This window comes from Bacillus sp. FSL M8-0256, assembly GCF_038005765.1.
Lineage (GTDB): Bacteria > Bacillota > Bacilli > Bacillales > Bacillaceae > Bacillus > Bacillus safensis.
Window position 1 is genome coordinate 3561694 of record NZ_JBBOTU010000001.1, and the last position, 11608, is coordinate 3573301.

Genomic DNA, 11608 nt, shown 5'->3' on the forward strand with positions numbered 1-11608 from the left:
ACAGGGAATTAGATGCACAGGAAGAAAGTCGAATTACGTCATTTTCACTAATTTTTCGGATATTTTGACACACATTTCATCGAAAAATAGCGCTTTTGGTCTGGGTCATTTACTTAGTAAACACTCATGTTTTTAAGAAATAATATCATGGACTTAATGTCACATCTGAAAGAAACAAAAAATGATATTAGAAAAGATAAAGTCACACTTTACTGATACCAATTATACTTCTCTGCGGTTCTGCCTTATGATGAAGAACATAAAACATTGCTACCTCAAAACGGAAGGGACGATCGGCATGTCTGGAAAAAAGCTCATACAATTTGGATTAATGTTACATGGCCCAGGGGGTCACATGAATGCATGGAAGGATAAATCGGTGCCAGCAGATGCAAGTGTTAACATTGATTATTATCAAGAGATGACCAAAAAAGCGGAATCAGCGGGTTTCCGTTTTGTCTTTGTGGCAGATGGCTTATATATTCATGAACATTCGATTCCTCATTTCTTAAACCGATTTGAACCATTAACCATCTTATCTGCACTTGCCACAGTCACGAAACAGATTGGACTTGTGGGTACTGTATCCACTTCATACAGTGAGCCCTTTACCATTGCCAGGCAATTTGCTTCCTTGGACAAATTAAGTAAAGGCCGGGCAGGCTGGAATGTTGTGACTTCCCCATTAGAGGGCTCTGCTGAGAATCACATCATCCGTTCGCATCCTAGCCACTCACTTCGATATGAAATTGCAGAAGAGTATTTACATGTAGTGAACGGGCTTTGGAGCTCATGGGAAGAAGATGCTTTTGTAAGAGATCGATCAACAGGTGTCTTCTTCGACCGAGATAAATTGCACACCTTAAACCATCATGGCAAACACTTTTCTGTCAAAGGTCCTTTAAATATTGAGCGCTCTGAACAAGGGCAGCCCGTGATTTTCCAAGCAGGCGCTTCAGAGGCAGGAAAAGACCTAGCTGCAAAAGAAGCAGACGCTGTATTTACAAATGCCGACTCACTTGAAAAGGCAAAAGCCTATTACCGCGACGTGAAAAATAGAGCGGCAGCGCTTGGAAGAAAACCATCCGAGATCAAAATATTCCCTGGCATCCACCCGATTACAGGGAAAACGGTCGAAGAAGCAGAAGAAAAATATGAAGCCATTAAACATCTAGTCTCTATTGAAGAAGCTCTGCATTATCTCGGCCGATTCTTTGACCATTTGGACTTCAGTCAATTCCCGCTTGATGAACCTTTTCCGGATATAGGTGACGCTGGGTCAAACAGCTTCCAATCCACAACAGAGTCCATTAAGAAAATGGCCAAAGATCAAAACCTGACCTTAAGAGAAGTCGCTTTACAAGTGACCACACCAAAAAGTGCCTTTTTCGGCACTTACGAACAAGTAGCTGACAAATTAATTCAATGGATCGAAGAGGACGCCGCAGATGGATTTATTTTTGGCGCTCCAATTTTAGCAAGCGGTTTATCCGAATGGACGGAGCACGTCATTCCGATATTAGTCGAAAGAGGATATTACGACCCAAATTATCCAGCTCATACCCTTCGCGAAAACTTAGGTCTGCCAATGAAGAAGAATCAGTTTCTGAAACAAACAGTAAAATAAATTTAAAAGAGGGGCTAGCATAAAGGCTAACCCCTCTTTTTATGACGGTTGGTGCTGGTGCAATCGACTTTCAATGAGATCAATAAACTGGAGCACAGCTCTTCCAGGCGTATCATTTGTTTTCCTCAATAGACCTACTGGCGGGGAAACTTGAATGCCCTTTATTTCTAATACCTTCGTACCCGGGAGTGTAAAAGAATGAGCCGTTCGTGTAAACAGAGATACTCCTAAGCCCGCCTGAACATAGTGTTTATGGGACATGCTGCTAGTAATCTCTAATTTCTTGTAATTTGTCCCAATGACATCAACGATTTGTTGTTCAATTTGGATACGGATGGGGCAATTGTGAGGTGTGAATAGTATAGTCTCATTTTCTAAATCAGTTACCTCTACGACATCTTTTTCCGCCAATCGATGGGAGGATGGAACCAGCAGGACAATATCATCTTGAAAAAGCGGCTTATAGCTATTTTCCATCGAAGCTTCTGGTGCACCGCAAATCGCAAAATCAATCTCATCATGCGAAAGCAAGGAACTCAGGGTATTCGCATCTGCTACTTGTACCGAAAATTCTACATTCGGAAACCTTTCCTTGAATTCTGCAAGGAGCGCCGGGAATTCTAAACTGGCAGTAGGCTCAGAAACACCGATGCGAATGAATCCCGCAATGCCCACTTCTAAATCTTGAAGCGTTTTCGTCAGTTTCTCATATTCATTGAGTAAAGAATTGGCTCTTTCATAAAAAAGCTGTCCTGAAGCTGTTAACTTTAAGGTCTTCCCTCTCTCTAGAAGCTTCTCTCCAATTTCCTCTTCTAAATGCTTGATGTGCAAGGTAATGGTTGGCTGAGAATAATTCAGTGCTTCTGCTGCTTTTAAAAAATTCCCATATTTCACAATGGTGGCAAAGGTGCGGATCGCACGAATCTCCATAAAACCCCTCTTTTCTCTATATTTTAAATAACTGAATCGTGTATTTATGATTACTAATTATACTTTTCAATTGGTTTGCCTTATTATAATTTATATTATCAACTATTCCAAGTTGTTTAGAAGGAATTATGTGAAATGGAGGAGACGAATTGACGAAAGTAACGATTATAGCAGGCGGACATTCCGTCCAATCTCGATTAACCGGTGTTTTGCATCATGTTCAGCAGCATTTAACGATCAATGGAATCGATGTACATATCATTCAAGTTCACCAGCTGCCTAGCAGCGCACTAATACGTGCGGACTTTTCAAACGAAGAGGTTGTCAAGGCCATTGAACTTGTGAATGAGAGTGACGGTGTCATTGTGTTAACTCCTGTCTACAAAGCGTCATTTTCCGGTATTTTAAAAACGTTTTTAGATTTACTTCCACAGAAAGCGTTACAAGGAAAACCCGTCCTTCCGTTTGTTTTAGGAGGAACCTACGGCCACCTGCTCGTCATTGAATATGCTCTTAAACCGATTATTCATCAACTTGGTGCAACAGTTGTGCAATCTGGCGTGTATGTTGTGGATCAACAGGTCACAAAGCAGGAGTCAGGTGATTACTTACTTGATTCAGATGCCACAAACAGGTTAAACCTCGCATTATCTCAATATCAAAGTCTGATAGGAGGAACAGCCAATGTCGTTCACCCTTAGTATTCTTGATCAAAGCCTTGTCGGTGAAAACGAGAACGCAGAGACGGGCATTCAGCATACTGTCAGATTGGCTGAAGCAGCGGATCAGCTTGGCTATCACAGGTTTTGGGTGTCTGAACATCACAATAACCCTCAAGTAGCAGGTTCTTCCCCTGAAGCTCTTGCCGGCTATCTCTTAGCAAAAACAAACAACATACGAATTGGGTCTGGCGGTGTCATGCTTCAGCATTACAGCCCGTTTAAAGTGGCTGAAACATTTCACGTCCTCGCATCATTAGCGCCTGGAAGAGTCGATTTAGGTGTTGGGAAAGCACCTGGAGGACTGAACCTATCGACACAAGCTCTTCAGGAAGATTATCAGGCGTCACGGAAGGATTTTTCTCAAAAATTAGTGGATCTCAAAACTTATCTGACGGAACACACAAATGAATTGAATGCTCAGCCCATCCCTCGTTTATCACCTGACATGTTCCTTTTAGGGGGAAGTATAGAGAGCGCTGAATTTGCAGCAAAACTTGGTATCTCCTTTGTCTTTGCCTTTTTTATTAATGGAGATGAAGCCTTATTAAAAGAAGCAAGAGAGGCCTTCCAAACATATCAGAAAGCGGGCTCCCGCCAGCAATTCCTTCTTGCTATCACCGTTTCTGTAGCCGATGATCCCGAACAAGCACTCTCACATATCAAACAAAAGGAAACAGTAAAGGTCTCCTTTTCTGATGGAAGAAAGCTGAATGTCACATCGTTAGAGGATGCAGAAAAACTGGTGAAAGAAACGGAGAAGGAACAGTACAACATTCACGTGCAAAAAACCGGCTATACCGCTGGCACAAAAGAAACCGTTCATCACAGGCTGACTGAGCTGGCCGAGTCATACGATATCAATGAATTCATTGTGCTGTCGCCGATCGTAAATATTGATGAAAGGATCACGTCTATCACTTTATTAAAAGAAGCACTTGATCAAGAACAAACAAACCAAAAACCAATCAATCAAGAGGTGAACGTCTAATGTCAAACAATCAAAAAATCATATTATGGAGCAAAAATGGATGCAGTTATTGCAAGGACATTCAATCCTACTTCAACGATCAGCAGATCCCTTTTTCAACGATTGATGTCACAGAACATGATGATTACAGAAACATTTTAGAAGCAAAATACGGTGTCCGCTATGTACCTGTAGTTGAGATCAGTCATGATCCCCACGTGTATCAAGCATTGCTGAATCCAGATATCGAGACTTTAAAAAAAGCATTAATCTGACATTACATTTTGAATGGAGGTTTGTCATGAGTCGAGATATTTTTCGCATCGCTACCGAAGAAGATGCGCCAGCTTTTTTAGAATTACTGTCCAGTGCATTTAAACCGCTTGGGGAAATGGGCATCGATTGGCCATCCACGAACGCCACACTTGAAATGGTCACAGAAAACATCACACAGTCCGCTGCCGTTGTATTAGAACGAGATGGCCGGCTCATATCAACCATCACCATACGTTTTCCTTGGGAGAGCACTGAGCCGGTCTCAGGCTATCCATTTGTCTGGTGGTTTGCGACAGCTCCTGATTTAGCCGGTCAAGGAATTGGAAATAGGCTGCTCGATTATGTAGAAAACACCTTGCTCCGGCAGACATATAAAGCGCCTGCTTATACACTAGGCACTTCTGGCCGGAAACACCCTTGGCTTTTAGAGATGTACGAACGAAAAGGATATACAAAATATATTGAACGCGAGGCTGAAAATGGAGATTTAGGTGTTTTGATGTATAAAGTGCTTATCCCTGAACGCTTTGATCCAGCCATTCTAGGGGCACCACCCGCAGAAGAAAAAGTCGAAACGACTTCTACATAGGAGGTGATTCAACGTGGGTGAGTTTTTCAAATGGGAGTATGTGGTCACACTTTTTCCTAAAGTATTATCAGCCCTTCCGACGACCTTGCTGATTGTTTTATTTGCCACTTTGATTGGCAGCTTTCTTGGATTCATCCTTGCTTATTTTCGAATTGAGCGCATTCCTGTTCTGCATCAACTCAGTGCAGTCTATGTCTCATTTATTCGCGGAACGCCTATCCTGGTTCAAATGTTTATTGTCTTTTATGGTCTGCCAGGTGTGCTCGCAGCAATTGGCCTTGATATCTCCATGTGGAACAAATTGATCTTTCTTTATATTACATATGGACTCAATACAGCTGCCTACTTTTCAGAAATATTCCGATCAGCCTTATCAAGTGTCCCAGCATCTCAATATGAAGCGGCTGCCTCAATTGGGCTGACGAAATGGCAGATTTATAGAAGAACACTCATTCCTCAAGCAGGAAGAATTGCGCTCCCGAATATCGGCGTGGCCATTGTGAACTTATTACAAAACACCTCCCTCGCCTTTACACTAGGCGTGATGGATATTATAGGAAAGGTCCAAACATTAGGGGCTTTATACTATCGCGTATTAGAAGGATACTTTATTGCTGCCGTCATTTTTATTATGTTAAGTATGCTGCTGGAAAAAGCGTTTGATCTATTGGAAAAACGGATCAATACACCGAAAACGAGAAAACAGCGTCAGACGACATTCGTTTCCTTAAAAAGACCCGAAACGGCCTTCACTGTCGAAAAGCGTGCGAAGTAAAACGAGGAGGATTTCACATGAAAAATAACAAACGATTCAAAAAACATTACATCATCGGTCTGCTTACACTTGGCTCATTGCTGCTTGCTGCCTGCGGAAATACAGAACAATCGAATGAAGTCAAAGCAGAAGCAGCGAATAATGATCCAGATGCGAAAGAAATCATCGTTGGCACAGGGAACGCTTATCAGCCTTTCGTTTACTTAGATGAAAACGGTCAACTAACAGGCTATGAGAAGGCTGTATTAGACGAAGTGGATCAGCTGCTTCCACAATATAAGTTTAAATATGAATCCTTCGAATTTAAAAATATTCTGCCCGCTTTAGATGCTGGTAAAGTAGATCTCGCTGCCCATCAATATGAAATCAATGATGAGCGCCAGAAGAAATATCTATTTGGAAAAGTTGGCTACACAGATTATACAAGCTATGTGGTTGTTGATAAAGCATCCGGTCATGATTTTCAAAGCTTAGACGATTTGGCTGGACACAAAGTGCACACCTCTACAGGAAGTAATTTCGCTTATCTTCTAGAGCAATATAACAAAAAACATGATCGGAAAATTGACATTGTCTACGGAGATGGCGGGAACGAAATTCTCGTCAAAAACCTTCAAAATGGCACAGTCGATGCAGCATTGCTCACAAAGTATGACGTCAACAAACTAAACAAACAATTCAATGCCAATCTAGTCACCTCTGGAAAACCTGTAAACGTATCTAAAACATATTATTTATATCAAAAAAACAATACAAAACTTCAAAAAGACATTGATCAAGCATTACAAAAACTGATCGACAACGGCAAGCTCGCTGAATTGTATAAGAAAATATTGGGCGGAGACTTTACTACATCATAAGAAAGGAGCGATCTGAGTGGATTTTGATGTTGCCTTTATGCTGCAGGCCTTTTTAGCCGCACTTCATTATTTGCCAACGACGCTGCTGTTAGGCTTTCTCCCGCTATTATTTGGCTCAGTCTTTGGATTTGGTATTGCCCTTATCCGTTTTTATCAGGTGCCTATATTGTCTCCATTGTTCAAATGGTTTGTGGCTATTTTTAAAGCAATTCCTGTTGTCCTCATTCTGCTCGTATCTTATCTTCTTTTTTCTGATTCGCTGGATCGTTTGGCTGCATCTTTTTCTCTTCAGATTCGTTTCAGTGATTTGGACAGACGATGGATTGCCATTTTCGCCCTTACTTTATATGCCGTAAGCGGGTTATCTGAAATATTTCGAAGCTCTCTTGCATCTATTCCAAAGGGGCAATTCGATGCTGCTCTATCCGTTGGTTTTACCAGCAAACAGATCTTACGAAGGGTCATTATACCGCAAGTCTTTCCCATCGCCCTTCCACTTTTGAACAACATGCTGATCAGTTTAATCAAAGCCTCTTCTCTCGTCTCTATGGTGTCTGTGGTCGATATTTTAAACGGCGCTTTAATCAAAGCCAATGTGAACTATCGTTATCTTGAAGCCTACATCGCCGTTGCTCTGATTTACTGGGCACTGTGTGCCTCTATCGAAGCCATTACAGCCGGATACGAGAAATATGGACTCAAAAACAAAAGGAGACGATTGGCATGATTGATATCAAACAGGTGCATAAAGCGTTCGGTAAAAACCAGATTCTGAGAGGAATTGATTTAACGGTAGAAAGAGGCGAAGTGGTCGTCATTTTAGGTCCGAGCGGTTCTGGGAAATCAACCTTTCTGCGATGCTTGAATTTTCTTGAGCGTGCGGATCAAGGAGAAATCAGCATTGATCACACGACCGTCAAGTTCAATCAAGCAAGGCCTAAAGACATTCTCGCACTTCGCAGAAAAACCGCCATGGTCTTTCAGCAATACGATCTATTTCTTCATAAAACAGCACTTGAAAACATCATGGAAGGTTTAGTCATTGCCCGTAAACAACCGAAAGATCAAGCCTATGACACAGCTCTCCAATTACTCACAAAGGTCGGGCTACTAGAGAAAAAGGATGCCTATCCGCATCAATTATCTGGCGGACAGCAGCAGCGCGTCGGCATTGCACGGGCACTGGCTTTGAATCCAGAAGTCATTTTGTTCGACGAACCGACCTCAGCATTAGATCCCGAACTTGTAGGAGAAACGCTTGATGTCATTAAACAGGTAGCCCAAACCGGTGTCACTATGATCATCGTCACCCACGAGATGAACTTTGCCTATGATATTGCCGACAGGGTCATTTTCATGGAGGATGGGGTCATCGTCGAATCAGGTACGCCGGAAGAAGTCTTTGAACAGACGAAAGAAGAACGTACAAAACAATTTTTAGCCAGATTCTCTTATCACCATTCATAAAATACAAGTCGATCCATGCGGTCGGCTTGTTTCTGCGCAAAATAAAAACCAGTCTGTTCTAGCCATGAGCCATCACACACTGGTTCTTTTCGTTAGTTCAATTCCTTCAACTGATCAATATAAGCAAGGGCCGCCTCAAATTCTTCGTCCGTATAGCGCTGCTTGCTTTTAATGGTGAAGACCTTTTCCTTCACCTCATCTTCTGGCAGGTTATCAAAATATAAAATCGTTGAGACAAGCTCTAGGAAACGGGATGATTGCTCGTTCATCTGCTGCGTCAGCGCTTTGAGGTCAGGCATGTCCACTTCACACTGATCGAGAAACTCTTTCCCATTGTCCGTCAGCGAATAGCGATATTGATAGTATCCGCCCTTTTTTTCCTTCATTTCGTCCAAGAATCCAAGGTTGCACAGCTCTTCAATTCTGAGCGTCAACTCCTCTGAATAGGGGCCATAAAAATGAAAATCGTATTTCTCGTAAAAAGGCAAATCTAGCTTTTTTGCTATGTAAATCATCTTTTGCAGCTTCTTCCGTCCAACGATTTCCCCTGATTCAGAGAATACCTTCATCAACTTTGCATGCTCTTTCAACAAATTCCCGACATCTCCTTTTTCAGTACTTCCTTATCCCAAACCAAGCAGCTTCATGATCGCCTTTTTTTCTTCAGCTTTTTCCGACATATCTACAATTAAGTCCATCGGGAAATAAAGTTTATGATCGGTTCTTCGTTTACCGGAAATGGCGTCAACAATATCTGACTGTCTCGACAGTTCTTTAATATGACCGCTTTGCGTCAAAAGGTGGATTGGCAGCCTCTCTTCTTCCTCCCCTGGTCTGTAGAAGTCATAGGGCAAGTCAGATGAAGAATCGACCACTAAATAATAGTCAGGATCAATTCCGGCCTCCTTGAACAAGGCGGTCAGCTTGAAATATTTCGTCATTTCTTCATTTGGATTAAACTCTGTATATTGGAACAATCGGCGGTTCATAAAACGGCGGCACAAATCAGCCAGCACGTGATCTTCTTCATCTTCCCACGCCTGAAAATAAAATAAGACAATGGATTCATCCAGCTTAATATAGTCCTCTGTGGTGACATTCCCCTCAAAGATTGAATAAAAGTGAACGGGGGCATGTGTGAAAATATAACCCGTTTCATGCAGCTCTTTTGCACGGTGAAGGATTTTCGTTAAAATGACTTCCGCACTGCGTGTCACTGGGTGGAAATAGACTTGCCAGTACATTTGATAGCGGCTCATAATATAATCCTCAACCGCATGCATCCCGCTCTGCTTCATCACAATCTGATCTTCTCTCGGGCGCATCACACGTAAAATACGTTCCATATCAAAGTGGCCGTAGCTGACGCCTGTATAGTAGGCATCACGCTGCAAGTAGTCCATTCGGTCGGCATCAATTTGACTTGAGATCAAACTGACCACCTGCTTGTTTTGATACGTTTTGGCAATGACTTCAGCCACATGCTTCGGGAAATCATCACTCACCCGGCGGAGCACTTCATTGACTTCCGTCTGCCCTAAAATAATATCTCTTGTAAACGATTCATGGTCTAAGTGGAAGACCTTTTCAAAGGAATGAGAAAATGGACCATGTCCGAGGTCATGAAGCAAGGCTGCACTAAGTACAAGCTCGCGCTCCCCTTCATCCCATTCAGGCCGCCCTTTAAACACATCATCCACAATTCGTCTCACAATCTCGTATACACCGAGTGAATGATTGAATCGGCTGTGTTCTGCACCATGAAACGTCAAATAAGTAGTTCCTAGCTGTTTAATTCGTCTCAGGCGCTGAAACTCTCTTGTTCCTATTAAATCCCATATTAATGCATCCCTTACGTGAACATAACGGTGTACAGGATCTTTAAATACCTTTTCCTCAGATAATTTCCCTTTTGGATACGCCATCGTTTCGTCCCTCTTTTTTTAAGACGTGTTTCTATTATATCGGGTAACTTTTCCCGAAAACATCCTTGAATTTGCTGGTGAATGTGTTCTCAAAGATTGCACGGACGTAAAAAGCCCGACCTGACAGGGACGGACCTCTTTTTAGGTCGACTGAACACATTCAGTGACATTTATTTGACTTTTTTTTGAACCTTTTCGAGTAATTCATCTTCTGTTGGTGCGGATAATGGGCGATTGTTCACAAACGCAAAAGCCTTTTTTCGTCCTGGACCACAATAGGATTGACAGCCGATCTCAATTTTTGCATCAGGGTCAACCGATTTGAGTCGAGGCAATAACGTCTTTAGGTTCGTCGCATCACAATCGTCACATACGCGAAACTCATTAGCCATGGTCTTACGCTTCCTTTCAATGATGATACTTCATTCTATATGAAACAGTTGGACAGCCAATCGTGAATAATATACCACCCAACATTGTACATCGAAGCGCCTGGACTTGCAAGATGCTTTGCCGCCCCCATCATCCGCTTACATAAAAGCTAGTATTTTCCACTATCCTTTTAGCAAACTTGTATAAACCTTCTTGAACTTGGCTAATCTAATACCATCAAATCTTATGGGGGTTTAAACATGTCAAAACAAAGACAAGATGCTTGGTCAGAGGAAAATGATCTCCTCCTGGCAGAAACCGTCTTACGTCACGTCAGAGAGGGCAGCACGCAGCTAAATGCGTTTGAAGAAGTTGGAGACAAGCTGAACCGCACCTCAGCGGCATGCGGATTTAGATGGAACGCTGTCGTCAGACATCAATATGAAAAAGCGTTGGCACTTGCCAAAAAACAGCGAAAACAACGGATGCGCGCACTTGGCAATGGCCAGCCTGCGAAAAAACGATTACTTTATCAGCCGCAAGTAGAAGAAACGGTGACTCAAGAGGAATTCTCACAGGATTTGGAGCCAGCAAAGGAAGAAACATTTGCACCAGCAGCTGAAACGGCTGAACAGCTTCAGTTTGTGGATCAAAGCTACAATGAAGAGTTAGCTAGTTTATCACATTTATTGTCACAGGCTGCTCCTGCCCCAAATACCGCAGAGAAAAAGCCGGAAGCAAATCCATTTAGGCAGCATCAAGAATTAACCATCGACGATATCATTGATTTCTTACGCCGTTATGAAGGCGATGGTCAGCAATCCACTGCCTTACGTATGGAAAACAGCCGCTTAAAACGAGAAAACAATGAGCTTTCTCATAAAGTCTCGCAGCTAGAAGCTGAAGTGAAGAAGCTTGAAAAGGATCAGCTCACGATTCAAGAAGATTATGAAACACTCGTCAAAATCATGAACCGTGCAAGAAAACTAGTTTTATTTGAAGAGGACGATAGTGCCGCACCAACCTTTAAAATGGACCGGAACGGCAACCTCGAAAAAATGGCAGAATAACAAAAAGTGCTCCCCCCCCTCGGGAAGC

General features: G+C 42.4%; 14 protein-coding genes. 10 read left to right on the forward strand and 4 right to left on the reverse strand.

Annotated features, from left to right (window positions below):
• Nucleotides 1-298: 298 nt before the first annotated feature.
• Nucleotides 299-1627 carry an LLM class flavin-dependent oxidoreductase gene (locus NSQ76_RS18425; RefSeq protein ID WP_280149186.1) on the forward strand — a complete coding sequence of 443 codons (1329 nt, stop codon included), beginning with the start codon at nt 299-301 and terminating at the stop codon, nt 1625-1627.
• A 39-nt stretch (nt 1628-1666) separates the two neighbouring features.
• On the opposite strand, the gene NSQ76_RS18430 is transcribed toward NSQ76_RS18425, so the two are convergent.
• Nucleotides 1667-2557, reverse strand: a complete 891-nt coding sequence (locus NSQ76_RS18430; RefSeq protein ID WP_025093859.1) for a LysR family transcriptional regulator — start codon at nt 2555-2557, stop codon at nt 1667-1669.
• 149 nt (nt 2558-2706) lie between these two features.
• Here NSQ76_RS18430 and ssuE point away from each other — a divergent pair, with 149 nt between their 5' ends.
• The 8 genes from ssuE to NSQ76_RS18470 are packed head-to-tail and all read left to right on the forward strand — an operon-like array spanning nt 2707 to nt 8213.
• Nucleotides 2707-3258 (forward strand): NADPH-dependent FMN reductase, encoded by a 552-nt coding sequence (gene ssuE, locus NSQ76_RS18435; RefSeq protein WP_024426370.1) that lies wholly within the window; start codon nt 2707-2709, stop codon nt 3256-3258.
• Nucleotides 3242-4267, forward strand: coding sequence for an LLM class flavin-dependent oxidoreductase (locus NSQ76_RS18440; protein ID WP_135031417.1), 1026 nt, complete (start codon nt 3242-3244; stop codon nt 4265-4267). Before ssuE ends, NSQ76_RS18440 begins: the two co-directional genes overlap by 17 nt.
• Nucleotides 4267-4521 (forward strand): glutaredoxin family protein, encoded by a 255-nt coding sequence (locus NSQ76_RS18445; protein ID WP_025093857.1) that lies wholly within the window; start codon nt 4267-4269, stop codon nt 4519-4521. Before NSQ76_RS18440 ends, NSQ76_RS18445 begins: the two co-directional genes overlap by 1 nt.
• A gap of 26 nt (nt 4522-4547) precedes the next feature.
• On the forward strand, nt 4548-5111 hold the full coding sequence (locus NSQ76_RS18450) for a GNAT family N-acetyltransferase (protein WP_025093856.1): 564 nt from the start codon (nt 4548-4550) through the stop codon (nt 5109-5111).
• A 13-nt stretch (nt 5112-5124) separates the two neighbouring features.
• Complete coding sequence (locus NSQ76_RS18455) at nt 5125-5886, forward strand: amino acid ABC transporter permease (RefSeq protein ID WP_024426374.1); 762 nt, start codon at nt 5125-5127, stop codon at nt 5884-5886.
• 17 nt (nt 5887-5903) lie between these two features.
• Nucleotides 5904-6746 carry a transporter substrate-binding domain-containing protein gene (locus tag NSQ76_RS18460; protein ID WP_341055333.1) on the forward strand — a complete coding sequence of 281 codons (843 nt, stop codon included), beginning with the start codon at nt 5904-5906 and terminating at the stop codon, nt 6744-6746.
• A gap of 16 nt (nt 6747-6762) precedes the next feature.
• Nucleotides 6763-7473 carry an ABC transporter permease subunit gene (locus NSQ76_RS18465; protein ID WP_341055336.1) on the forward strand — a complete coding sequence of 237 codons (711 nt, stop codon included), beginning with the start codon at nt 6763-6765 and terminating at the stop codon, nt 7471-7473.
• Nucleotides 7470-8213: an amino acid ABC transporter ATP-binding protein gene (locus NSQ76_RS18470; protein ID WP_024426377.1), complete on the forward strand. Its 744-nt coding sequence runs from the start codon at nt 7470-7472 to the stop codon at nt 8211-8213. Before NSQ76_RS18465 ends, NSQ76_RS18470 begins: the two co-directional genes overlap by 4 nt.
• 92 nt (nt 8214-8305) lie before the next feature.
• Here NSQ76_RS18470 and NSQ76_RS18475 read toward each other — a convergent pair whose 3' ends face one another.
• The 3 genes from NSQ76_RS18475 to NSQ76_RS18485 all read right to left on the reverse strand — a co-directional run bounded on the left by NSQ76_RS18475 (nt 8306) and on the right by NSQ76_RS18485 (nt 10530).
• The gene (locus NSQ76_RS18475; protein WP_024426378.1) at nt 8306-8806 is read right to left on the reverse strand and encodes a YwgA family protein; all 501 of its coding nucleotides are present in this window, start codon (nt 8804-8806) and stop codon (nt 8306-8308) included.
• A gap of 30 nt (nt 8807-8836) precedes the next feature.
• Nucleotides 8837-10138: an HD domain-containing protein gene (locus NSQ76_RS18480; RefSeq protein ID WP_007497716.1), complete on the reverse strand. Its 1302-nt coding sequence runs from the start codon at nt 10136-10138 to the stop codon at nt 8837-8839.
• A gap of 170 nt (nt 10139-10308) precedes the next feature.
• Nucleotides 10309-10530: a DUF1450 domain-containing protein gene (locus NSQ76_RS18485; RefSeq protein ID WP_003215259.1), complete on the reverse strand. Its 222-nt coding sequence runs from the start codon at nt 10528-10530 to the stop codon at nt 10309-10311.
• Nucleotides 10531-10770: 240 nt separating this feature from the next.
• Here NSQ76_RS18485 and NSQ76_RS18490 point away from each other — a divergent pair, with 240 nt between their 5' ends.
• Complete coding sequence (locus NSQ76_RS18490) at nt 10771-11580, forward strand: RsfA family transcriptional regulator (protein WP_341055341.1); 810 nt, start codon at nt 10771-10773, stop codon at nt 11578-11580.
• Nucleotides 11581-11608: the final 28 nt, after the last annotated feature.

Bases quoted from the DNA above. Each gene is read 5' to 3' on its own strand.
- NSQ76_RS18450 (WP_025093856.1), top strand. From the start codon at position 4,548: ATGAGTCGAGATATTTTTCGCATCGCTACCGAAGAAGATGCGCCAGCT.
- NSQ76_RS18490 (WP_341055341.1), top strand. From the start codon at position 10,771: ATGTCAAAACAAAGACAAGATGCTTGGTCAGAGGAAAATGATCTCCTC.
- NSQ76_RS18480 (WP_007497716.1), bottom strand. From the start codon at position 10,138: ATGGCGTATCCAAAAGGGAAATTATCTGAGGAAAAGGTATTTAAAGAT.
- NSQ76_RS18440 (WP_135031417.1), top strand. From the start codon at position 3,242: ATGTCGTTCACCCTTAGTATTCTTGATCAAAGCCTTGTCGGTGAAAAC.
- NSQ76_RS18470 (WP_024426377.1), top strand. From the start codon at position 7,470: ATGATTGATATCAAACAGGTGCATAAAGCGTTCGGTAAAAACCAGATT.
- NSQ76_RS18485 (WP_003215259.1), bottom strand. From the start codon at position 10,530: ATGGCTAATGAGTTTCGCGTATGTGACGATTGTGATGCGACGAACCTA.
- NSQ76_RS18445 (WP_025093857.1), top strand. From the start codon at position 4,267: ATGTCAAACAATCAAAAAATCATATTATGGAGCAAAAATGGATGCAGT.
- NSQ76_RS18460 (WP_341055333.1), top strand. From the start codon at position 5,904: ATGAAAAATAACAAACGATTCAAAAAACATTACATCATCGGTCTGCTT.
- NSQ76_RS18430 (WP_025093859.1), bottom strand. From the start codon at position 2,557: ATGGAGATTCGTGCGATCCGCACCTTTGCCACCATTGTGAAATATGGG.
- NSQ76_RS18425 (WP_280149186.1), top strand. From the start codon at position 299: ATGTCTGGAAAAAAGCTCATACAATTTGGATTAATGTTACATGGCCCA.